The 22,752-nt window shown below is 59.4% G+C and carries 17 protein-coding genes; 13 read left to right on the top strand and 4 right to left on the bottom strand.

Going from position 1 to position 22,752, the window contains the following annotated elements:
- Positions 1-241 precede the first annotated feature (241 nt).
- The 8 genes from betI to P406_RS15460 all read left to right on the top strand — a co-directional run bounded on the left by betI (position 242) and on the right by P406_RS15460 (position 8,317).
- The gene (betI, locus tag P406_RS15495; RefSeq protein ID WP_002555619.1) at positions 242-835 is read left to right on the top strand and encodes a transcriptional regulator BetI; all 594 of its coding nucleotides are present in this window, start codon (positions 242-244) and stop codon (positions 833-835) included.
- Positions 836-937: 102 nt separating this feature from the next.
- On the top strand, positions 938-2,410 hold the full coding sequence (gene betB / locus P406_RS15490; RefSeq protein WP_003393629.1) for a betaine-aldehyde dehydrogenase: 1,473 nt from the start codon (positions 938-940) through the stop codon (positions 2,408-2,410).
- Between the two features lie 140 nt (positions 2,411-2,550).
- Positions 2,551-4,257, top strand: a complete 1,707-nt coding sequence (betA, locus tag P406_RS15485; protein ID WP_046236670.1) for a choline dehydrogenase — start codon at positions 2,551-2,553, stop codon at positions 4,255-4,257.
- A 428-nt stretch (positions 4,258-4,685) separates the two neighbouring features.
- Positions 4,686-5,204, top strand: coding sequence for an RNA polymerase sigma factor (locus tag P406_RS15480; RefSeq protein WP_046236669.1), 519 nt, complete (start codon positions 4,686-4,688; stop codon positions 5,202-5,204).
- Positions 5,201-6,184, top strand: a complete 984-nt coding sequence (locus P406_RS15475) for a FecR domain-containing protein (RefSeq protein WP_046236668.1) — start codon at positions 5,201-5,203, stop codon at positions 6,182-6,184. The genes P406_RS15480 and P406_RS15475 overlap by 4 nt, the downstream gene beginning before the upstream one ends.
- Positions 6,185-6,305: 121 nt before the next feature.
- Positions 6,306-7,439 carry a PepSY-associated TM helix domain-containing protein gene (locus P406_RS15470; protein WP_046236667.1) on the top strand — a complete coding sequence of 378 codons (1,134 nt, stop codon included), beginning with the start codon at positions 6,306-6,308 and terminating at the stop codon, positions 7,437-7,439.
- Entirely contained in the window at positions 7,436-7,618 is a 183-nt protein-coding gene (locus tag P406_RS15465) for a hypothetical protein (protein ID WP_032703395.1), read from the top strand. Before P406_RS15470 ends, P406_RS15465 begins: the two co-directional genes overlap by 4 nt.
- A gap of 69 nt (positions 7,619-7,687) precedes the next feature.
- The gene (locus P406_RS15460; RefSeq protein WP_046236666.1) at positions 7,688-8,317 is read left to right on the top strand and encodes a glutathione S-transferase family protein; all 630 of its coding nucleotides are present in this window, start codon (positions 7,688-7,690) and stop codon (positions 8,315-8,317) included.
- A 366-nt stretch (positions 8,318-8,683) separates the two neighbouring features.
- Here the strand turns inward: P406_RS15460 and rloA2 are convergent, their stop codons facing one another.
- Complete coding sequence (rloA2, locus tag P406_RS15455) at positions 8,684-9,187, bottom strand: retropepsin-like aspartic peptidase RloA2 (protein WP_046236665.1); 504 nt, start codon at positions 9,185-9,187, stop codon at positions 8,684-8,686.
- A gap of 193 nt (positions 9,188-9,380) precedes the next feature.
- On the opposite strand from rloA2, the gene yihG reads away from it, so the two are divergent.
- Both yihG and P406_RS15445 read left to right on the top strand, forming a co-directional pair.
- Positions 9,381-10,274 (top strand): 1-acylglycerol-3-phosphate O-acyltransferase, YihG family, encoded by an 894-nt coding sequence (gene yihG, locus P406_RS15450; RefSeq protein WP_046236664.1) that lies wholly within the window; start codon positions 9,381-9,383, stop codon positions 10,272-10,274.
- 71 nt (positions 10,275-10,345) lie between these two features.
- Positions 10,346-11,392: an RHS repeat-associated core domain-containing protein gene (locus P406_RS15445; protein WP_046236674.1), complete on the top strand. Its 1,047-nt coding sequence runs from the start codon at positions 10,346-10,348 to the stop codon at positions 11,390-11,392.
- Here the strand turns inward: P406_RS15445 and P406_RS15440 are convergent.
- Positions 11,372-11,935 carry a DUF2780 domain-containing protein gene (locus tag P406_RS15440; RefSeq protein WP_032698844.1) on the bottom strand — a complete coding sequence of 188 codons (564 nt, stop codon included), beginning with the start codon at positions 11,933-11,935 and terminating at the stop codon, positions 11,372-11,374. The two genes, P406_RS15445 and P406_RS15440, sit on opposite strands and share 21 nt — an antisense overlap.
- A gap of 229 nt (positions 11,936-12,164) precedes the next feature.
- Between P406_RS15440 and P406_RS15435 the strand changes: the two genes are divergently transcribed.
- The 3 genes from P406_RS15435 (at position 12,165) to P406_RS15430 (ending at position 20,374) form a co-directional block, all read left to right on the top strand.
- Positions 12,165-17,987, top strand: a complete 5,823-nt coding sequence (locus P406_RS15435) for a hypothetical protein (protein WP_046236663.1) — start codon at positions 12,165-12,167, stop codon at positions 17,985-17,987.
- A 90-nt stretch (positions 17,988-18,077) separates the two neighbouring features.
- Entirely contained in the window at positions 18,078-19,028 is a 951-nt protein-coding gene (locus P406_RS27855; protein ID WP_082100823.1) for an RHS repeat-associated core domain-containing protein, read from the top strand.
- 299 nt (positions 19,029-19,327) lie between these two features.
- Positions 19,328-20,374 carry an RHS repeat-associated core domain-containing protein gene (locus P406_RS15430; RefSeq protein ID WP_046236662.1) on the top strand — a complete coding sequence of 349 codons (1,047 nt, stop codon included), beginning with the start codon at positions 19,328-19,330 and terminating at the stop codon, positions 20,372-20,374.
- A 31-nt stretch (positions 20,375-20,405) separates the two neighbouring features.
- Here the strand turns inward: P406_RS15430 and fdhA are convergent, their stop codons facing one another.
- Positions 20,406-21,605: a formaldehyde dehydrogenase, glutathione-independent gene (gene fdhA, locus P406_RS15425; protein ID WP_003316157.1), complete on the bottom strand. Its 1,200-nt coding sequence runs from the start codon at positions 21,603-21,605 to the stop codon at positions 20,406-20,408.
- A gap of 115 nt (positions 21,606-21,720) precedes the next feature.
- Positions 21,721-22,578: a formyltetrahydrofolate deformylase gene (gene purU, locus P406_RS15420; RefSeq protein ID WP_003316158.1), complete on the bottom strand. Its 858-nt coding sequence runs from the start codon at positions 22,576-22,578 to the stop codon at positions 21,721-21,723.
- Between the last annotated feature and the right edge of the window lie 174 nt (positions 22,579-22,752).

The following is a 22,752-nucleotide window of genomic DNA, read 5'->3' as shown; positions in this document are numbered from 1 at the left end:
GCGTCGCACGATAGTTGAGGTCATTGTTCCTCATTCTCCAGTGGGAATGCCTTGCGTGACGCTCCGCATCACAGATCTGTGCCTTTGCGCAAAGTGATGGCTGGACGGATTCAGACTGCCCGACAGGCAGTGAAAACGCGCTTCCGATTTTTTATTGATTGATCGTTCAATAAAAAATCTTTAGACTGGTCTCGTCTTTTCGTTACAACGATCACTGCAGACACCCGGGAGAATCGCGCCAATGCCCAAGGTCGGAATGCAACCCATCCGCCGCCAACAGCTGATCCAGGCCACGCTGACTGCGGTCGATCAGGTCGGTATGGGCGATGCCAGCATTGCGCTGATTGCGCGACTGGCTGGCGTATCCAACGGCATCATCAGTCACTATTTTCAGGACAAGAACGGCCTGATCGCCGCCACGATGCGGCATCTGATGAACGCCTTGATCCAGAACGTCCGCGAACGCCGTCAGGCGCTGACCGAAGACAGCCCCAGGGCTCACCTGCAAGTGATCATCGAAGGCAACTTCGACGCCAGTCAGGTCAGCGGCCCGGCCATGAAAACCTGGTTGGCCTTCTGGGCGACCAGCATGCATCACCCTTCGCTGCACCGATTGCAGCGTATCAACGACCACCGTTTGTATTCGAACCTGTGCTGTCAGTTCCGCCGCACCTTGCCACTGGAACAGGCACGCAGCGCCGCCCGCGGGCTGGCAGCCCTGATAGACGGGTTGTGGCTGAGAGGCGCGCTGTCAGGCGATGCATTCGACACCGAGCAAGCGCAACGGATCGCTTACGAGTACATGGACTTTCAATTGGCGAAATCGGCGAGCTGAAGCTTTCGAAGCTCCTCACCGAACGACTGTAGAAGCCTGTTGCCGAACCAACCCGGCACACTGAAAACAGTCATCGCCCCCCACTGAATTTGCGAGGACTTTATGGCCCGTTTTGAACTGCAGAAACTTTACATCGATGGCGGTTATGTCGATGCCAGCAACCCTGAAACCTTCGACGCCATCAACCCGGCGAACGGCGAAGTCCTGGCGCAGATCCAGCGCGCCGGCAAGGACGATGTCGAGCGCGCCGTCGTCGCGGCCGAAAAGGGTCAGAAAATCTGGGCCGCCATGACGGCGGTCGAGCGTTCGCGCATCCTGCGCCGTGCCGTCGACATCCTGCGTGAGCGCAACGATGAACTGGCTGCTCTGGAAACGCTGGACACCGGCAAGGCCATCTCCGAAACCCGCTACGTGGATATCGTGACAGGCGCCGACGTGCTGGAATACTACGCAGGTCTGGTGCCCGCCATCGAAGGCGAGCAGATCCCGTTGCGCGATTCTTCCTTCGTGTACACCCGTCGCGAGCCGCTGGGTGTGGTAGCCGGTATCGGCGCCTGGAACTACCCGATCCAGATCGCACTGTGGAAATCCGCCCCGGCACTGGCGGCGGGCAATGCGATGATCTTCAAGCCGAGTGAAGTCACTTCGCTGACCACCCTGAAGCTGGCAGAAATCTACACCGAAGCGGGCGTACCGAACGGCGTATTCAACGTGCTGACCGGCAGCGGCCGTGAAGTCGGCACCTGGATCACCGAGCACCCGCGCATCGAGAAAGTCTCCTTCACCGGCGGCACCGACACCGGCAAGAAAGTCATGGCCAGCGCCTCGAGCTCGTCGCTCAAGGAAGTGACCATGGAGCTGGGCGGCAAGTCACCGCTGATCGTGTTTGACGACGCCGATCTGGACCGCGCCGCTGACATCGCGATGATGGCCAACTTCTACAGTTCCGGCCAGGTCTGCACCAACGGCACCCGCGTGTTCGTGCCGAACGCCCTGAAGGCCGAGTTCGAAGCGAAGATCCTCGAGCGTGTGAAGCGCATCCGCGCCGGTAACCCGGAAGACGAAAACATCAATTTCGGCCCGCTGGTCAGCTTCGAGCACATGGAAAGCGTGCTGGGCTATATCGCCAAGGGCAAAGAGCAGGGCGCACGTCTGTTGTGCGGCGGCGATCGCCTGACTGGCGGTGTGTTCGACAAAGGCGCGTTCGTTGCGCCGACCGTGTTCACCGACTGCACCGACGAGATGACCATCGTGCGTGAAGAAATCTTCGGCCCGGTGATGAGCATCCTCGGTTACGACACCGAAGATGAAGTGGTGCGCCGCGCCAACGACACTGACTTCGGTCTGGCTGCAGGCATCGTGACCCGCGACCTGAACCGCGCCCACCGCGTGATTCATCTGCTGGAAGCCGGTATCTGCTGGATCAATGCCTGGGGCGAGTCGGCGGCACAAATGCCGGTCGGCGGTTACAAGCAGTCGGGCGTCGGTCGTGAGAACGGCATCAGCTCGCTGGCCCAGTACACGCGCATCAAGTCGGTACAGATCGAGCTGGGCGATTACGCCTCGGTTTTCTAAACACGGTTTCAGTGGCACGCGGCAGGCCTCAAGCAGACGCACTCAAAAGCTGCCTGCCGCACCCCATTTTCACGAGTATCGCCTGGCTGCTTCTGCTTGCGGCCCAGGCTTGAAACTCGCAGCTCTATGAGGGAGCCTCTATGACAACTCAATCCGAATACGACTACATCATCATTGGTGCCGGCTCGGCCGGTAACACCCTGGCAGCCCGTCTCACCGAAGACGCAGGCGTCACTGTTCTGCTGCTCGAAGCCGGTGGCCCGGACTACCGTCTGGATTTCCGTACCCAGATGCCTGCCGCTCTGGCATTCCCGCTGCAGGGCCGTCGCTACAACTGGGCCTACGAGACCGAGCCGGAGCCGCACATGAACAACCGCCGGATGGAATGCGGTCGCGGTAAAGGCCTGGGCGGCTCGTCGCTGATCAACGGCATGTGCTATATCCGCGGCAACGCGATGGACTACGACGGCTGGGCCAAGGAGCCGGGTCTCGAAGACTGGAGCTACCTCGATTGCCTGCCGTACTTCCGCAAGGCGGAAACCCGCGACATCGGCCCGAATGACTACCACGGTGGTGAAGGTCCGGTCAGCGTGACCACGCCCAAGGCGGGCAACAATCCGCTGTTCCACGCGATGGTCGAGGCGGGCGTGCAAGCCGGTTTCCCGCGCACTGACGACCTCAATGGTTATCAGCAGGAAGGTTTCGGTCCGATGGACCGCACAGTGACGCCTAACGGTCGTCGCGCCAGTACCGCCCGTGGTTATCTGGACGAGGCCAAGAAGCGCTCGACCCTGACCATCGTCACTCACGCGCTGACCGATCGCATTCTGTTCGAAGGCAAGCGTGCCGTCGGCGTGGCGTACCTGGTAGGTGACAGCGACACCCGCATCCAGGCCCGTGCCCGCAAGGAAGTGCTGCTGTGTGGCGGCGCAATCGCTTCGCCACAGATTCTCCAGCGGTCCGGCGTCGGCCCGGCCGAAGTGCTGAACAAGCTGGATATTCCGGTGGTTCATGACCTGCCTGGCGTTGGCCAGAACCTTCAGGATCACCTGGAGATGTACCTGCAGTACGCCTGCACCCAGCCAGTGTCGCTGTACCCTTCGCTGAAGTGGTGGAACCAGCCTGCCATCGGTGCCGAGTGGATGTTCCTCGGTACAGGTATCGGCGCCAGCAACCAGTTTGAAGCCGGTGGTTTCATCCGCTCCAGCGAAGCGTTCGAATGGCCCAACATTCAGTACCACTTCCTGCCGGTCGCGATTAACTACAACGGCACCAAGGGCGTTCAGGAGCACGGTTTCCAGGCTCACGTCGGCTCCATGCGCTCGCCGAGCCGTGGTCGTGTGCAGGTCAAATCCAAAGACCCGCGCGAGTACCCGAGCATCCTGTTCAACTACATGGCCAGCGAGCAGGACTGGCAGGAGTTCCGCGACGGCATCCGCCTGACTCGCGAGATCATGCAGCAACCGGCACTGGACCCATACCGTGGCCGCGAAATCAGCCCCGGCATCGACGTGCAGTCCGACGAGGCGCTGGATCAGTTCGTGCGTGAGCATGCCGAGACGGCTTATCACCCGTCCTGCTCGTGCAAGATGGGCACCGACGAGATGTCGGTTGTCGATGGACAGGGTCGCGTGCATGGCCTGCAAAGCCTGCGCGTGGTCGATGCCTCGATCATGCCGATCATCACCACCGGTAACCTGAATGCACCGACGATCATGATCGCCGAGAAAATCGCCGACAAGATCCGTGGTCGCCAGCCGCTGCCACGCAGCACGGCCGACTACTTCGTCGCAGGCGACAAGCCGGCACGCGGCAAGCCGCTGCGCGAGATCAGCCACCAGGGTTGATCCGACGACCAGGCGTCCTCCCGGGACGCCTTTGGTTGTGCATGCTCCAGCGTGGAATGCATTTCCACACTGGAGCATTGACACGATCGTTACGAGATTCTCGTTCCTCACGCTCCAGATTCGGGGGCTTTCAGGACGATCCGGGGCTTTGTGGGAGCGAGCTGGGAGACGCTTCGCTTGCTCGCGAAGGCGTATTAACGGATCAACAGATTTTCAGCGGCTGCACCGGCCTCTTCGTGAGCAAGCTCACTCCCACGATTCGGGAATGCATTTCCCGACGCTCTGCGTCGCGATGGATGCGGAGCCTTGGCACGAGAGTCGACACGATACATATCCCCTCCCGACAGACGCGAATTGCCACTCCCCCTCCGCTCTGCCACAATCGCGAATGATTCTCTTTAGTTAGAACTTTCTCATCGAGGCCATTCGTGTCGTCAGTCCCAAGCACTCATAGCGAGATCGTTGGTGCGCTGTATCGCGATCATCGCGGCTGGCTGCTGGCCTGGCTCAGACGTAATGTCGCCTGCCCGCAACGTGCTCAGGATTTGAGTCAGGACACCTTCGTGCGTTTGCTGGGGCGCCATGAATTGCTTGCGCCCAGAGAACCGCGTGCTTTCCTGGCAACCGTCGCCAAAGGGTTGATGTTCGATCACTTCCGACGCGCTGCGCTGGAGCAGGCTTACCTCGGGGAGTTGATGCTGGTGCCTGAGGCCGAGCAGCCCTCTCCGGAAGAGCAGATGCTGATTGTGGAAGACCTCAAGGCCATCGACCGCATGCTAGGCACGCTGTCCAGCAAGGCGCGGGCGGCCTTTCTGTACAGTCGCCTCGACGGCATGAGTCACTCCGAGATTGCCGAGAAGCTGGGCGTTTCGGTCTCGCGCGTCAGGCAATACCTGGCTCAGGCCATGCGTCAGTGCTACGTGGCACTTTACGGTGAGCCGACGTGAACACCAGACCGGTCTCTGCCCGTGTGCTCGATGCGGCCATCCAGTGGCAACTGAACATGGACAGCAACGGCGGCAATGACGCCGAACTGGCGCGCTGGCTGGCCGCCGACGAAGAGCATGCCCGGGCCTGGAGTCAGTTGGGCATGGTCAATCAGCGCTTTGCTTTGCCCGCAGGTCCGGCACGTAAGGCGTTGCAACAGTCACCGGGTGCCCTGCGACACAGTTTGCGCAAGCTGGGTGGCGGTCTGGCCGGAGTGTTCATGGCCTTGGGCCTGGCGTTGTTCGTCGGCGACCGCTATCTACCGATGGATTACTGGCTTGCCGACCAGCGCACGGCCACCGGTGAACAGCGCGACGTGCGTCTGGCGGACAACACCCTGATTCGTATGAACACCCACAGCGCAATCGATGTGCGCTTCGATGCGCAGCAACGTCGGGTCATTCTGCAGGACGGTGAAATACTGGTGCAGACCGGCGATCATGACGACCCGCGGCCCTTCATCGTCGAGACGGCGGATGGAAAGATGCGCGCTCTGGGAACGCGTTTTCTGGTCCGGCGCGAGTCCGATGGAACCCTGCTCAGCGTGTTGCAATCGGCGGTTGTCGCCCACCCGCGTAATGCTTCCGGTGAACAGGTTCTGCGCGAGGGCCAACAGGTGCTGCTGACCCGCAACGGCCTTGGCCCGTTGCTTGGCATGCCTTCCGGCGTCGACGCCTGGACGCGCGGCATGCTGGTGGTGGACAACGCGCGGCTGGCGGACATGCTCGCTGAACTGGGGCGTTACCGGGCAGGACATCTGGGCGTCGACCCGAAGGTGGCTGATCTGCGGGTGACCGGCACCTTCCCGTTGAAAGACACTGACCTGGCGCTCAAGGCGCTGCTGCCGACCTTGCCTGTGCAGATAGAACAACACACGGCGTGGTGGGTGTCCGTGCTGCCCAGGGATCAACAGCCCGGTAATCCTCCGGCAAAACTCTGAAACATACCCGTTCATGCAGACAGCGGATCGCTCTGACACTTTTTCGGTTTCGAGCGGCTTAGTCTTACAAGTCATTTCGGGGGCGCGCCCAGCGCTGCGTCTCTTCGTCTGTGGATAAACCATGAAAAGCCAAACCGTGCGCCGCTGGTCCATCGTGCATACCTGGAGCAGTCTGATTTGCACCCTGTTCCTGTTGATGCTGGCTGTCACCGGCCTGCCGCTGATCTTTCATCATGAAATCGATCATCTGCTCGGCGACGCTCCGCATTACAAAGAGATGCCTGCCGACACCCCACGCCTGGACCTGGAGCAACTGGCCAGGGCTGCCGAAGCGCATCGCCCCGGTGAGGTGATGCAGTATTTTGGCTGGGACGACGAAGACCCCAATGGCGTAATGGCAATCACCGCTGCAACCGCCGGTACCGAGCCCAACTCGTCGCACACCTTCGCCCTCGATGCGCGTACCGGTGAGGCACTGGAGATGCCTTCTGCCAACGGCGGCTTCATGATGGTCATGCTGCGCCTGCACGTAGACCTGTACGCCAACCTGCCCGGCAAATTATTGCTGGCGTTCATGGGCTTGCTGTTTGTGGTGGCGATCGTTTCCGGGACCGTGTTGTATGCGCCGTTCATGCGCAAGCTGGAGTTCGGCCAGGTACGGGTCAATAAATCCACGCGTACGCGTTGGCTGGACCTGCACAACCTGATCGGCGTAGTGACATTGACCTGGGCGCTGGTGGTCGGCGTGACCGGTGTAATCAGCGCCTGCGCCGATCTGCTGATTGCCTCCTGGCGCAATGATGCGCTGGCCACCATGATCGCCCCCTACAAGGACGCGCCGCCATTGACCCGGCGCGCCCCGGCGACTCGATTGCTGGAAATTGCCGAATCCGCTGCGCCCGGCATGCAGGCCGATTTCATCGCCTTCCCCGGCACGCGCTTCTCTAGCGAGCACCATTACGCGGTGTTCCTCAAAGGCAATACACACCTGACTGCGCACCTCTCCACACCGGTGCTGATCGACGCCCGGACCCTGCACGTCACCGCCGTGGTCGAACGTCCCTGGTACATGGACGCACTGGGCATGTCGCAACCTCTGCATTTCGGTGATTACGGTGGCATGCCGATGAAGATTCTCTGGGCAGTGCTGGACGTGCTGACCATCATCGTGCTCGGCAGCGGCGTTTATCTGTGGTGGGTAAGGCGTCGTGCCGCGCGCTCGGTGAGCGTTGTTCAGACTCAGGTGGCGCAATGAGTTCCAGGCCATCGCGATTCTGGAAGACTTTTGCGATACCTGCCGTGATAGCGCTGGTTATCGGCGTCGGTTTGTTCGCCGCGCTGCTGGGTGACGGCTGGTGGGATACGCTGGCGTGGCTGGGCATGGGGACGGCAGCCCTGTTGAGTATCAAGGGCTTGCTGGTGCGGCGGGGCTGATTGAAACGCTGATTGCAGACGCGTCACAGGCTGACTAGTCTAGGATCCTGTCTCATTCGAGGAATACCCATGTCAGCGCCCACGATGACGTTGTACTTCAACGCGGCTTCACCCTTCGCCCGCAAGGTGATGGTGATGCTGCATGAAACGGCTCAGCTCGATCGCGTCGAGTTGCAGACCACAGTACTGACACCGGTCAGCCCGTCTGCCGAGCTCAACGAAGACAACCCGGCCGGCAAACTTCCCGCGTTAAGGCTGGCCGACGGTAATGTCATTCATGACAGCCGGGTGATTCTTGATTATCTCGACCATCAGCACGTGGGCCTGCCACTGATCCCCCGGGAAGGCTCGGCCCGCTGGAGGCGCCTGACCCTGGCTTCGCTGGCCGATGCGTTGCTGGATGCGGCGGTGCTGATCCGATACGAAACCGCCTTGCGTCCGCAGGAAAAACACTGGGACCAGTGGCTGGACAACCAGCAGCAGAAGATTGAACGCTCGCTGCATTACTTCGAAAGCGATGCGGTCACCGAGCTCAGCACGTCCTTCGATGTCGCATCGATCAGCGTTGCCGTTGCACTTGGATATCTGGATTTCCGCCAGCCGGATCTCAACTGGCGCAGCACTTATCCGCGACTGGCCGCCTGGTACCTGGACGTCAGTCAACGCCCGTCGATGATCGCGACCCAGCCGCCGGTCTGAGTCAATTTGCGCCGCGCCGCACATTCCGGATAGGACGCGGAGCATCCTGAACGGCATGCCCACGCGGAGCATGGGCACGATAGTTACAAGGTGATCGTTCCTCACGCTCCAGCGTGGGAATGCAGTGGGTGACGCTCTGCGTCACAGATCTGCGCCGCGCCGCACATCCCGGATAGGACGCAGAGCGTCCAGAACGGCATACCCACGCGGAGCATGGGCACGATGGTGTTCTTGCGGGTGGCTATCGTTCCTCACGCTCCAGCGTGGGAATGCCGTGGGTGACGCTCTGCGTCACAGATCTACGCTGCGCCGCACATCCCGGATCGGGCTTGGAGCGTCACACGATACTGGGGACTATGAACAATCTCAGCAATCAGGCTCGTCAGCGGTGTAGCGACGGGCCGGATTGACTGCGGCGTCGAACTCACGCAGTGCCTTGGCACCGATCAGCAGCGGGAAGTTGAAGTGGCTGCGGTCCACCAGGTTGACCTCGACCGTACGCTTCTTGTCGCCCAGACACAGTTCCAGGTCAACGACAGGGCGCTTGGCAGGGTTGATGCCTTCGTCGTCATCGTCGTCACCTTCGGCGCGTCCCTTGATCTTGCTGATCCGCGAGACCTTGTGCTCATACACCTTGTCGTCCGCACCCTTGGCTGCCAGGCGGAAACGTACCCAGTCATCACCATCGCGCTTGAACAACTCGATGTCCTTTGCCGACAGCGAGGCGGTCAGTGCGCCGGTGTCCATCTTGGCCTTGAAGGTCTGGCCTATTTCCGCAACCTTGATGTTCTCGTAGCGACCATACAACGTCGGTTCAGCAGCCATGACCGGCAGGGCCAGCAAAGACAATAGCGCCAGGATCGGTTTCACGTGAGAGGTTCCTCGCAATAGTCAGCGCCTGATTGGCGCCCGGGTTTAGACAGCGAACCTGCGCTAGGTTCGTCAGGATAAATATGCCGTCAGCATAAAGGCCGAGACGTGAAACATTTGTAAGCACCTGTGTAATTGGCGTAAAACGCGAGGATCTTTATTATTGCCGCCCCTGAACCTTCAAGAGTCCGTCATGCGCCGTCTGTTCACCGGCTGTTTTGTTGCCCTGCTGTTACTGATCAATACGCTGGTGCTTATCGGTCCGCTATTGATTTTTGCGCTGCTCAAGCTGCTGTTCAGAGGCCGGATGCGCGATCGCTGTTCGGCTGTGGTGATGTGGATCGCCGAAACCTGGGCCGAGATCGACAAGGTCATCTTCGCCACCTGCATACCGACGCAGTGGGACATTCGTGGCGATGCAGGGCTGCGTGGTGACACCTCCTACCTGGTCATCAGCAATCATCAGTCGTGGGTGGATATCCCCGCGCTGGTCCAGGCGCTCAACCGACGCACGCCGTTCTTCAAGTTCTTCCTGAAAAAAGAACTGATCTGGGTACCGTTGTTGGGCCTCGCGTGGTGGGGGCTGGACTACCCGTTCATGAAGCGCTACAGCAAGGCGTTCCTGGCGACGCATCCGCAGCTCAAGGGCAAGGACCTGGAAATCACCAAGGCCGCCTGTGAGCTGTTCAAGCGCCAGCCGGTGACCATCGTCAACTACCTGGAAGGCACGCGCTTCACCGCGGCCAAACATGCGGCCCAGGGCTCGCCCTATACCCATCTGCTCAAACCCAAGGCCGGCGGCGTTGCCTTCGTGCTGGCGGCAATGGGCGAGCAACTCGATGCAATCCTGGACGTCACGGTCGTGTATCCCGATTCAGGCATTCCCGGTTTCTGGGATATGCTCTGCGGCCGTGTTTCCAACGTGATCGTCGACATCCGGACCCGCGAGCTGGACCCGGCGCTGTGGCAGGGCGATTACGAAAACGACCCTGTGTTTCGCGAGAAAGTGCAGGGTTGGGTCAATCAGCTCTGGGACGAAAAGGATGCGCGCATTGCGGCGTTGCGGCTGGAGTTGCCTGGGCACTGACAGTTCTGACAGCTAGACGAGGCGAAACTGGCGGATGAGACTGGCCTTTAATGTTGCCGGAATCCGCTCTCATGTCATCGCCCGATGTTTCGCTGATCGGCTCATACCGTTACGACGCACTGGACCGACTGGCAAGCATTGCCCCTGCGGGGCAGGAGGTCGTCAGGCGTTTCTATCGAAACAACCGCCTGAGCACAGCAATACAGGGTACTTACCACCAGTCTGTCGTTCAGACAGAGGATCTTTTACTGGCAATGCGCCGTGGGGAACCTGATCGTGTCCTGTTCGATCTGCTTGCGACAGATCAAGCCAGCTCGGTGCTGCACAGCCTTGATGCCATGCGCAATCAGGCGTTTGTCTATAGCCCTTATGGCATGCGATCCCCGCAAACATCCGCACTGGGCGTACCTGGTTTTACAGGGCAGACGATTGATCCGGTCACTGGATATTACTTGCTGGGCAATGGACTTCGCGCATTCAACCCGACGCTGATGCGCTTTAACAGCCCGGATACGCTGAGCCCGTTTGGCAAGGGCGGGATAAATGGTTATGCCTACTGTGGAGGAGACCCTGTCAATAACGTCGATCCGACGGGGCAAGTCTTTCAGGTGGTTTTGGCAGTGTTCAGTACGCGTACGATAAAGTCTGTAAAGCTGATCAGCGAGCAATTCGACGACGTGATTGAAACAACCCGCAAAGGGTTGATCCCTGCAGTCAGCTCACCGATGCCTCTGCAAGGCAGCAGAAAATGGCTTGATGATGCGCTTGAACGATTCAATGACAGCCAGTCTTCCTTCATCAAAAACCTCCGTCAAGTGAATCGCAATTTTGCCAGTCACGGAGACGAAAGGTTAAGTTTTGAGCAGGCCGAGTATTACGCGGGGCTGGCGTCGCAAGTGTATTCTGGGAAAAAAAGCGACCCGGCCGCCTTTGGGGCGGCGGCTATCAAATGGGCTCGGCAATTACCTGAAGGCCGCAGCACCGCCATGGTTGGCGCGGCCTTCAATTCAGCAGGTGCGTTGATCTCAGGCGCTATGCAAAAACAGCAGTACAAGAGCGGAGATATATTGAGGAAGGCTACGCGTATAAGGTCCGGTTCAGCTCCCGGTACCCCATAACCCACTCAAACTCTGCAACGCCGAACCACTGGCACCTTGCTGCCCCAGGTATTGCAGAATCAGCGGGGCAAACTGGCTGACCATCGTGCTGTCCATGCCCAACGCCTTGAAGGCGTTATTCACATCACCCATGCTCTGCACGTTGCCCAGTGCGCTGTTGAGCATCGAGTTATTGCCCGACTTGCCGCCCAGCAGGCTGCCCAGCCCGTTGGCGCCGCCAAGGCTTTCCAGTGCGGACGTGCCGGACATTTGCTCCAGGCCCGGGACCGATTTGGCCAACTGCGAATAATCGGTGCTGGTCAGTTTGTTTTTCGCCAGCCCGAGCAGCGCACCTGTCCCGCCAACCGCCTGTTCCGGAGTGACATTGAGCTGCGTACCGAGGGTATTGAGCAGCCCCGCGACTTCGGGTGCCGCCGTGGCTTTCTGATTGCCATTGGTGGCATTGGAGACCGCGTTCGCGGCGTCATTCAGATTGAAGGCAAATGCAGGGCTTGCAGCCACCGCCATCAACGTTGCCAAAGCCATTGCGCGTGCAGTTTTCATTGCGTCACCTTTCTCGAACTCGAACTCGAACCGCCCGTGAGTGGGCGATGAAGCAGAGGGTTTGACTGGAGGAACAGAAGCTTGTTCCCGTCGCGGGGCCGCGAACAACAGCAACGTCCGGTATTTGCTCGGTGTCTGACGTGCAGCGTCATAAAACATCTATGTATTACCCCGCTTTTTCCGCGAAACAGCATGGTGTCGGTCATTTGGAATGCACGGAGCATCAGCAATGACCGACACCTCATCACTACCTTCCCTGTCAGCTGCCAGCCGGGAAAGGCTTCAGCACGTACTGTCCGCTGAAGGCAGCGAGCAACTGGCCGCCATTCTGCAACGGCCCCGGCCTGAAGGTTTCACGCTACTGGACGAGATTCAGCTACTCGGGGCTGCCAGCTCGTTCGGGCGATGGGCCGACGACATCGAGCTCCTGAATACCCTGAAATCAGTGCTGTTCGACGATGAACTGAACGCGCTCAGGGACAGCGCAGAGCGCGTTACCCGTTCCGCTGATTCGCCAACACTGGCGGCAGGCCCCGAGTACGAACTGGCCAAAGCGGCGTTCGATATTGCGCAGAGTCATCAGCGCGAGTCACATTCGCCGAGCGTCGGAACCGAGCGCGTCGACCGCAGCCTGGGCGATTACCCCAGATTGCTGAACACGCTGCGGGCACGAATACGGGACGTGAAGACCGGCACCTGTGCGACCGACAGAGTGTTCGTGGCCGTGGCCGAAGACTCGCCGCTGTTTGCCGGCGTTGCGTTTGGCGGTTCGATATTGCAGCAGTTCAAGACGTTGCTTCGAGGTATCTCCGGCGTGGACCCGGCTGGCGATGTCGATGCAGATCTGTTGCCCGGGGTACGCCGTAAAGACCTGCGCTACGTTCTTGATCTGGTCAACACGACCCGGTTGGACTTCAGCCAGCCCTTCACCTGTGTGCTGCGTGTCAGGATGAATGCAGGGCGTCCGGTTCACTCGCTGCGACTGCAGGGCGTTTCCGAAGGTCGGCAACCTGTGTACGCCACGCTGTCAGACGTGCACCTGCGGGTCATCCGTTTCACGAACAGCCTGGCCCCGCTGGCGCCGCATCTGGAGTCGGCGGATGCCAGGTGCATTCTGGCCATTCGCGACGATCGAACCGTCTCACTGCATGGCCTGCTCGATTACTACGGTGTCGACATCCCCTTGGCTGCAACCCGAGACGACCTGCTGCAGGCGCTCACTGCGCTGTTGCCCGCAGAGCGCGAAGCCCATCCCGCGGTGATGGCCGCCGCGTTGCCTTTCACTCTCGCAGAACACCAGCGTTTCATGCTCGATACATCGCAGGTCTACACCTTCCGGCAGCACAAGGTCCAGGCGCATGGCACTGACGACTACGGTGTCATCGACCTCGAGCTGGAGAAGGAGATGCAGTGGCATCTTGGCCGCTGCCGCACTTTGCTGAACAGCCACCGACATTTCGGCGCATCGCTGCAAGACAATGAAAACGCGCTGCTGGCAATGCTCCAGCAGGCCGGTGGCATCACCCTGAAACTGGTCGTTTACGACAGCGACGGCCACCACGACATCTACCATGAGCAGCACACCGTCAATCCCTGGCGCGCGAAGGACCTTGCCGAATACTTCGACGCGGCGCGCCAGGAACTGTCGTCTTACATGATCAACACCATTCGCTATGGCGAAGCCGAGGGGGCGATCAATATCGAGCGGCTGATCGTGGAAGTGATCGTGCCCAATCCTGTCCAGCGTCGCCATCCGCTGAGCGATATCGACATCGAAGCCTTCGATATCCGCAGCAAAGAGCCTCCGTTTCTGTACGTGGATCCCCTGGCGCTGGGTGCTTATGACGTCATCAGGTCGCGGTTCGTGGAGCTGACCGAGGAGTTGCGCGAGGTGCAATGGGACGTCGGCCACTCGGTGACATTGCAGCGCGCGGTCCGTTATCTGCTGGCCCATTACCAGGAGGACCTGCCGGCTTTGCCGCACGCGCAGCGTCAGGCGGCCTATACCCGGCGCTTGAATGATGCAGTCAACGCCTATTACAGAGTGATTGCGCAGAACCTCGAGGACCAACAGCGACTGCAAGTCGTTCTGCAGCCGACCCAGCCGGAGTTCGTGGCGCGTGAACTGTGCCGTTATCTGGGGCTGAACGAAGCCTGCTGGCCGGTGATCGCACGGTCTTCGTTCGATATCAGTTATCAGGCGGGCTGGATCAATACCGGCACGTTTTTCAGGCACGAAGAGTCGGTCGGTTATCGAACCCTGCTGAGTGTGGTGTATGACGAAGACCTGCGCCGTGAACTGGCACTTGCCGACAATCGTGATGAACGGCTCGGCCGACTGGCTCAGGCGCTCGCCGATAAAACCCGTTACACGGCAAGTCTGGACGCCCTGCAAGCGAAGCTGACCGGCTTATTCGACGCGAACATTGCCTTCGTCAACAACGGCCACCTGCCTGCTCGACTGACCGCACCACAGGCAGCGTTCAAGCTCGAGGCCGAGAACTACGCCATTCAGGCGACCGAAACCTACCGGACACTGGAGGCCGAACGGCTCGTGCTGGTCTCCGACACTGCCGCCGAGCGCCTGCAGACTCTGGAAGGGGCTGCGCTGTCGGACAGTGACAGACCGGTTCATTGCATCGAGTTATTGAGCGTCGACGAGACGGTCCGGCTTGAAGCCAGTGCTGTGGCGTTCAGGCAGATGTTGAGCGCCCGAGCGAACGACGATGACATTCAGAACATGTCGACCAGCGCGCAGCATGTGCTGCAACTGGTGCATCAGGTCGGCGGACTGATTCCTGTGCTGGGCAACTTCATCAACCTGGGATTCGATATTTACGACGGCAACGATGAAGGCATCGCGATGGATGCACTCAACATCATTGCCGAGCTGGTGCTGTGCAAAATGCGCACGCTCCCTCCCAGAGTGGCGGGTGTGCTGATGCTGCAAGGCACCAATGTCTGGACGATGAGCCAGCAGGTCCAGGCCCTCGGCGAGTCGATCAAGGCCAACGACTACGGAGAGTCAGTGAAGAACTTCAGCCTTCTGCTGGTCGGCCTGCGTTCGGCGCTGCACTGCGGCATATCGGCGGTGAAAGGGCTGCGCTCCGCGGTACTGCATTATCAACAGACCGCCAGCGAGCACGCCGCGCCTGACCGGTCTGATCTGACCGAAACGGTTCGACACCCTGAGCACAGCGATGCCATCGAGCGCGAAGCCGAGGGCGAACACCTCGCGCGGCGTCGGCCGTCGACAAGCAGCTCTCACTGGCGGGTTTCCGAGGATGGGCAGATATCCGAGCGGCCAACGGGTAGGAAGATCACGCGCCTCGACTGGAACGGCAACGCGATGGTCGAAGGTGGCGCTCGGGCGGTGCTGCTGGGTGGCATCAGCGAGAAGATCTACATGCTCAATGGCCACGCCTGCCGGACGGTCGATGGACTGGCGGGGGTGGAATTGCGACCTCTGCATGCGCTGGACCTGGAAGCCGGGCAATGGCGCAGGCATCCGCAGTCAACGGTCGACGCCCCGCAGCTTTCACGTTTTGCCCACACCGAAGATTTTCCGCTTGGCTTCAGCGGTCGCCCGGAGCGTTTTCTGGCTCCCGCCAACACGGTCAGCTGGTATGACAACTGCGTGGCGACGCTTGAAACAGCCTCCGTGCGGGTCATCGACGCAGATAGCAGGGTAAGCCAGCAGACCATGGCGCTTGGTGTGATCGAGCACAAATACGTCACCGAGCGTAATGGTCATGTCGAAGTGCTCGAACATGCGGGCACCGATGTCGAGACGACCGCCTTTATTCGCGCTGACGGCAGCCGCATGGAAGTTGCCAGGGTGTTGCCCGCCATACCGACCTACAAGCCTGAAATTCAGGCACAGATTGTCGCGGCTCAAGGCATGTTCGTGACCGTCCGGCTAAGCGACACGCTGCAAGGTCTGGTCGGCAGCAAGACCGTGGCGGGTGTTCTGGCGACACTCAGTGATGGCAGCGGGCAGGAACTGGTGATCGAAGCGGATCGCGGCGTTCACTACCGCGGCACGGTACCCATCGAAAACTTCCTGGCGCTGGCGCCGGGCGAGACGTTGCACGACCAGCCACCTGTGGCCCTGACCCTGCAGAAAATCAGTCCGCAAGCCGATCCCAAACGAGCGTTGCCTCACCTGTGGCACGACCAGTCGGATTATCGCAACGGCATCGCCCATGATGACTTTGCGCTGGAGCTGTTCTATGGCGCGAAGGCGGCGAACGAAGCCTATGTGCGCAACCCTCAGTGGGTCGCCAGGAACATCGATGCTGTGGCCAAAATCAAGTCGCGGCTGCCTTCGTCCATTACCACGGTGGAAAATCCGTTTTATGTACTCGATACCCCCGAGGAACTGGCCATTCTTTTTGCTGCGCGCAATCAGGCGGCACTGGCCAACACCTTGCTGGGCCATACCATTGAATGGGGGGCGGCATCGAGATCTCGGGAGTTGAGCCTGGGGGAAAATATCCTCAAACAGCTTCGTCTGAACGAGCCGCTTCTGGCTGCTCAGGAAAACATTCCGCCGCTCGCCAGCGAGCGGAGCGCCTTCGTCAGTCAGCTTCAGGAGAAGCTGGCGCGCAACAACCTGATGATGGCAGAAGTCAGCCTGAAGTCAGGCGAGAAAGCCTGGTTCGCCCATTCGCCTGCCAGGCATCTCGGTATGCTGGCGGGGCATCTGCACGACGAGTTTTACCTGAGTCATGCGGGGTCGATCATCGATCATATCGAAGCCTGTTTTACCGACCCGTCGAGAATTGAACGTATCGCCGTGCTGTCCCTCGATGATGTCCCGGAAACCGATGCGCGACGTATTTTTCTCTCCTCGCAGCGCGGCTACACCTATGAGTCGGTCACCAGCCTGGAGCAGCCGGTCGAGCATGCACATCTGAGCGGTGCGCAACTGCAACTGCACATCGACGACGCCCTTTATCCCGAGCGCACCCGAGGTGTGGGGATTGCCAGCGCGGCTGTCGACCTGACCGGTGCCGAGGCGATCAGCAGCGGGCCAAAGCGCGGCAGTTACTCGATTGAAGGGCGTGACTACATCAAGCTGGATAATGGCAGGATCTACCGGGCCGACTGGGATGAGCGCAACGGGGTGTTTCTGCTGGTGCCGCCGCAAGGCCGGTCGCGCGCCGAGACCCTGGCACTGCCTTGGGTGCGTCACATCGGCGGGCATGAGTTCACGCTGATCAACCGGCCAGCGCTCAAGGGCGGCAATGTCATCGATCAGATGATCTGCAGCATCCGCACCCGGCGGCCGGCCGGTAGTTTGGCAACCCACGAGTCCCATTCCGCTCATGACACGGCGAGCGGAACGCTTCAGGTTCACCATGAAGACCTGCACATCATGAACGACGACGTGCTGGTGCCCGGCAAGCTAAACGTGCCATCGAGCCTGTTCCACTCCATTGCAGCGGATCGTGACGGTTATGTGAGGCTTGAAGCCAAGGCAGCGGTGCCTGAAAGCTGCATCTCCAGCACCGAATTCCTGGTCTCGAAATATGCCGGTGGGCAAGTCGCGTTCGATTACCAGGGCGAGAGCCTGGGCGATCCGACGCCCGTGGTGCCCAATGTCGAGGTCGTCGCCCGGCAGGATGGCCAGCCGGTGAGCCTGAATATAACGACAACAGCGCTCGATGACTGGATAAGCGCACGCGGCCACTCTGATTACTTCGTCGGCGAGCAGTCATTTCCCGAGATCGGCGAAGGTATCGGTTTCATCGAGCGAGGGGGGCTGGAGGGCAGCCCGTCCTCTGACTACCCGTTTCATTTCATGTTCGTGGCCGGGAAAGTGCTGGACCGGAACGGGCAGATTACCGGCGTGCTGGCCTCGGATTTGTCCGAGCCTGCACGTGAGCCTGATCAAAATGGAGTCACGCCGCAATTGCCCGCCAGACGGAACTGGAACCTTGGTCTTTTCCCGTCAATCGACAGCATGCGCGGGTCGCCGGAACCTGACAGCAACGCCTACGTGCAGGAGCATTATTACTCGGTATGGGTGAGGGCTGTGCGGGAGTAGGGCGCAACAGCCTAGTAGTTCTGCTAGCTGGGCGGCGTCAGGGGGGCAGCCCAGACTGGCTGCCATGGGTGACTTCAAAGGAGTGAAACCATGGCTTCGTCCGGGCAATCCGTGCTCTGTGTCTATCGCTACGACGGGTTGGATCGCCTGGCCGATTGCGCGCCTGCGGGGCAGGGCAGCACTCGCTTTTTTTATCAGAAGACTCACTTGGCTGCGCAGATTCAGGGGCAGGTCCAGCACACGCTTATGCGCACGGATGAGCATTTGCTGGCGTGCCTGAGTGCAGAAAATAATCAGCGCGACGGCACGTTGTTGGCGACGGATCAACAGCAGTCCGTGATTGTGGCTCAGGGGGCGGCGTTTGCTTATACGCCTTACGGGCATCGTCATCCGTCAGCAGGGCCGATGAGCCTGCCTGGCTACGCTGGCCAGCGGGTTGACCCGGTGACGGGGCACTATTTGCTGGGCAATGGGTATCGGGCGTTTAACCCGGTGTTGATGAGGTTCAATAGCCCGGACAGTCTGAGTCCGTTTGGTGAGGGTGGGGTGAATGCGTATGGGTACTGTGAGGGGGATCCGGTTAATCGGGCTGATCCGGGCGGGCATTGGCCAATGTTTTTAGTGAAGATTTTGAAAAGAGCAAGCAGTGTGAAAAAGCGTTTACTTGGTGGTAGCCGGGAGTCTCTATCCCCGTTGCTTGCTCGTGAAGGGAGTTCCGAGTCCATACAGGCTACTGCTTCAACTAACCCGGTTAGCGTACCTTTGTCTGCATCTGGTGTTATTGATGGGCCACACCTTGCTGTCCCGCCACCCCGTCCTCCCAAGAACATGCCACCACCACCCCTTCCTCCCAGAAATGCGCGATCGAGTGTTATCCAACCCCAACCACCCCTTCCTCCCAAGAATATGCCACCACCACCCCTTCCTCCCAAGAAAGGGCATGCCGTTAATTCCCCATCATCCCCTCCTCAAGCAATCTTCGTGTCTATAGAAGGTAGAAGAATGGATATTCGTAAAGTTTCTAGAGAGTTGGAACAATGAACCCCGGAAACGTGAATAATTTACTGGCAAGGGTAAGCAGGTATCGCGTGTTGTAGTTAATCATGAGGGTGATAATAAGGTTGCAGTGTTCAAGTCATACCCAACAACCCACACGGATCAATTACAAATTTCTTCGTCACGTCCGCATCAAACTCCACGATGGCGGGCGCTTCGGTCTGAGCGCCGGCGTGGCTGTGCCCAGCGCCTTTCGGCCCGGCACCTAGTAGTTCTGCTAGCTGGGCGCAAGCAGATAGTCAGCCCAGACTGGCTGCCATGGGTGACTTCAAAGGAGTGACAACATGGCTTCGTCCGGGCAATCCGTGCTCTGTGTCTATCGCTACGATCCATTGGATCGCCTGGCCGATTGTTCGCCTGCGGGGCAGGGTAGCACTCGCCTTTTTTATCAGAAGACACACCTGGCTACGCAGATTCAGGGGCAGATCCAGCACACGCTTATGCGCACGGATGAGCATTTGCTGGCGTGCCTGAGTGCAGAAAATAATCAGCGCGACGGCGTGTTGTTGGCGACGGATCAACAGCAGTCAGTGACCGCCGCTCAGGGGTTGGAATTTGCCTACACACCTTACGGACATCGTCATCCTTCAGGCTCCGCAAGCCTGCCGGGCTTTACCGGCCAGCGGGTTGACCCGGTGACGGGGCACTATTTGCTGGGCAATGGGTATCGGGCGTTTAACCCGGTGTTGATGAGGTTTAACAGCCCGGACAGTCTGAGCCCGTTTGGTGAGGGTGGGGTGAATGCGTATGGGTATTGTGGGGGGGATCCGGTTAACTGGGTTGACTGGACAGGGAGTACACCCGCTTTATTGAAGGGGCTGTTGAGGGCATTGAAAGTAATGAAGCCTTCTCGGCGTTTATCATCGGGCAACGTTACTGGTACTTCTCTGCGGCCTCTTTCTGACGAAATAAACTCAGGATTAAGTGCGAGCGCGCCACAGTTAAACCGCTCTTCGGATGTGCGGCAAGTTAACTCAGTGGCTGTATCTGCACCAAGATTAAATGAAAGGGCGGGTCTTAGCTCTAAAAACGCCGCAAAAGAGTTTAAGGCCAATGATAAACTTTATCGTGAATATAGCAAGAAGGCTAAAGAGCTGAAAAGTGATACGAAAGTTTCATTAAGTTTGTATGATGAGGATGATCTCGTTTATGAGTCTACACATCTTAAACAATACATAAGAGAGCAGCGAAAACTTACTAAGCCTATTCAGGATCTGTCGACACCACCCTCTTACGGACTCGCCCAAGAAATCGGTGCTGATAAGAAGTTGGGGTTGATAATGGAGCAGATTCGAGGGGTTAAGCAACCCGCTTCGAATCTGCCAAGGTAAGTAGCCAAGAAACCGACTTTACTGTTGATGCTTACGCAGCACCAAACAACCCATGCGGATCAATCACAAACTTCTTCGGCACGCCCGAATCAAACTCGCCATAACCCCGCGGGGCATCATCCAGACTGATCACCTCGACACCCACTATGTCGGCGATCTTGATGCGGTCCCACATGATCGCCTGCATCAGCTGGCGGTTGTATTTCATGACCGGGGTCTGGCCGGTGTGGAAACTGTGGGATTTGGCCCAGCCCAGACCGAAGCGGATGCTCAGGCTGCCCATTTTTGCCGCGGCGTCCACGGCTCCCGGGTCTTCGGTGACGTACAGGCCGGGGATGCCGATCTTGCCTGCGACGCGCACTACGCCCATCAACGAATTGAGAACGGTGGCGGGTGCTTCGGCCTGAGCGCCAGCATGGCCGTGACCGCGTGCTTCGAAGCCTACGGCGTCGATGGCGCAATCCACTTCAGGCTCGCCGAGCAAGGCAGCGATCTGTTCGTGCAAGGGAGTGTCCTGGGACAGGTCGGCAATTTCGAAGCCCTGGGCCTTGGCATGAACCAGACGCGTCGGGTTCACGTCGCCGACGATCACCACGGCAGCGCCCAGCAAGCGTGCTGACGCCGCCGCAGCCAGGCCGACCGGGCCGGCGCCTGCAACATAAACCGTGCTGCCAGGGCCAACACCGGCAGTCACTGCGCCGTGGTAGCCGGTGGGCAGGATGTCGGACAGGCAGGTCAGGTCGCGAATTTTCTCCATCGCCGCGTCGCGGTCCGGGAGTTTGAGCAGGTTGAAGTCCGCGTAAGGCACCAGCACGTATTCAGCCTGGCCGCCAACCCAGTCACCCATGTCGACATAACCATAGGCACCACCGGGACGCGCCGGATTGACCGTCAGGCAGACGCCGGTGTTCTGTTCCTTGCAGCTGCGGCAGCGGCCGCACGCTACGTTGAATGGCACAGAAACCAGATCACCGACTTTCAGATGTTCCACGTCACGACCGGCTTCCAGCACCTCGCCGGTGATTTCATGACCGAGCACCAGCCCGGTTTGCGCCGTGGTGCGGCCGCGTACCATGTGCTGGTCGGAGCCGCAAATGTTGGTGGAGACCACGCGCAGAATCACGCCGTGTTCGATGCGCTTGCCGCGTGGATCTTCCATTTTCGGGAAAGGAATTGATTGCACTTCGACCTTGCCAGCGCCGAGATACACTACACCGCGATTACCAGACATACATGTCACCTCGCTTTTATTGTGGTGAAACAGATTTAGAGCAGAGAAGAACAGTTGCAAGCTTCAAGCGGCAAGAAATACGGATCGCTTGCAGCTTGCAGCTTGCAGCTTGCGCCTATAAAACCACCGTCCTGTTGGCGTTGAGGAACACCCGCCGTTCGATGTGATAACCCACCGCGCGGGCCAGCGTCAGTCCTTCGATGTCTCGACCCTTGGCGATCAGGTCTTCGGGATAGTGACTGTGATCGACCACTTCCACGCCCTGGGCAATGATCGGACCTTCGTCCAGATCGTTGTTGATGTAATGCGCCGTGGCACCGACCAGCTTCACCCCCTTGTTGTAAGCCTGATGGTAGGGCTTGGCGCCTTTGAAACCTGGCAGCAACGAGTGGTGGATATTGATCGCCTTGCCGTCCAGCTTGCGACACAGGTCCGGAGACAGGACCTGCATGTAACGGGCAAGAATCACCAGTTCTGCACCAGACTCTTCGATGACCTGCCAGACTTTGGCTTCCTGCGCGGGCTTGTCGTTGGGGTCCAGTGGGAAATGGTAGTACGTAATGCCGTGCCAGCCAGCCAGTGGCTCAAGATCAGGGTGATTGGACACCACCGCGACCACGTCCATGGACAGTTGATTGATACGCTGGCGATAGAGCAGGTCATTCAGGCAGTGGTCGGCTTTCGAGACCATGATCACGACTTTTGGCCGGTAGTTGGGCGCCGTGAGTTCGAAGATCATGCCGAACGTTTCGCCGCGCTCACTCAGCCCGGCCCTGAAACCCTGTTCGTCGAAAGCCTCAGGCTGACGAAACTCCACACGGATGAAGAAGCGTCCCGAGAGGCGGTCATCGAAGGAGTGGTGTTCTGTGACGTAGCAACCCTGCTCGAACAGAAAGCGCGTCACTGCGTCTACCGTGCCCAGCATGCTGGGGCAGTCGGCGGTCAAAATCCATGTGTCGGGCGCGCGGCTCATTAAATGAATGCTCCAGAGTATTCGTTATCCGCAAATCTGACTGACAGTGTCAGCCAGCATGCTCAAGCAGGACGCAGAGCGTCCGGAACTGCATTCCCACGCGGAGCGTGGGGACGATAATCACCGTGTCGGCTATCGTGCCAATGCTCCAGCAGGAGTCCTCATTAAGACTGA

It is taken from the genome of Pseudomonas syringae pv. coryli str. NCPPB 4273, assembly GCF_000972175.1.
Classification (GTDB): Bacteria; Pseudomonadota; Gammaproteobacteria; order Pseudomonadales; family Pseudomonadaceae; genus Aquipseudomonas; species Aquipseudomonas syringae.
This window is presented reverse-complemented; position numbering and strand designations above follow the sequence as displayed.

What these genes read in the sequence shown, in the direction of transcription:
- betI (WP_002555619.1), top strand. Translation starts at nt 242, where the DNA reads ATGCCCAAGGTCGGAATGCAACCCATCCGCCGCCAACAGCTGATCCAG.
- betB (WP_003393629.1), top strand. Translation starts at nt 938, where the DNA reads ATGGCCCGTTTTGAACTGCAGAAACTTTACATCGATGGCGGTTATGTC.
- betA (WP_046236670.1), top strand. Translation starts at nt 2,551, where the DNA reads ATGACAACTCAATCCGAATACGACTACATCATCATTGGTGCCGGCTCG.
- P406_RS15470 (WP_046236667.1), top strand. Translation starts at nt 6,306, where the DNA reads ATGAAAAGCCAAACCGTGCGCCGCTGGTCCATCGTGCATACCTGGAGC.
- P406_RS15465 (WP_032703395.1), top strand. Translation starts at nt 7,436, where the DNA reads ATGAGTTCCAGGCCATCGCGATTCTGGAAGACTTTTGCGATACCTGCC.
- P406_RS15460 (WP_046236666.1), top strand. Translation starts at nt 7,688, where the DNA reads ATGTCAGCGCCCACGATGACGTTGTACTTCAACGCGGCTTCACCCTTC.
- yihG (WP_046236664.1), top strand. Translation starts at nt 9,381, where the DNA reads ATGCGCCGTCTGTTCACCGGCTGTTTTGTTGCCCTGCTGTTACTGATC.
- P406_RS15445 (WP_046236674.1), top strand. Translation starts at nt 10,346, where the DNA reads ATGTCATCGCCCGATGTTTCGCTGATCGGCTCATACCGTTACGACGCA.
- P406_RS15440 (WP_032698844.1), bottom strand. Translation starts at nt 11,935, where the DNA reads ATGAAAACTGCACGCGCAATGGCTTTGGCAACGTTGATGGCGGTGGCT.
- P406_RS15435 (WP_046236663.1), top strand. Translation starts at nt 12,165, where the DNA reads ATGACCGACACCTCATCACTACCTTCCCTGTCAGCTGCCAGCCGGGAA.
- P406_RS27855 (WP_082100823.1), top strand. Translation starts at nt 18,078, where the DNA reads ATGGCTTCGTCCGGGCAATCCGTGCTCTGTGTCTATCGCTACGACGGG.
- P406_RS15430 (WP_046236662.1), top strand. Translation starts at nt 19,328, where the DNA reads ATGGCTTCGTCCGGGCAATCCGTGCTCTGTGTCTATCGCTACGATCCA.
- fdhA (WP_003316157.1), bottom strand. Translation starts at nt 21,605, where the DNA reads ATGTCTGGTAATCGCGGTGTAGTGTATCTCGGCGCTGGCAAGGTCGAA.
- purU (WP_003316158.1), bottom strand. Translation starts at nt 22,578, where the DNA reads ATGAGCCGCGCGCCCGACACATGGATTTTGACCGCCGACTGCCCCAGC.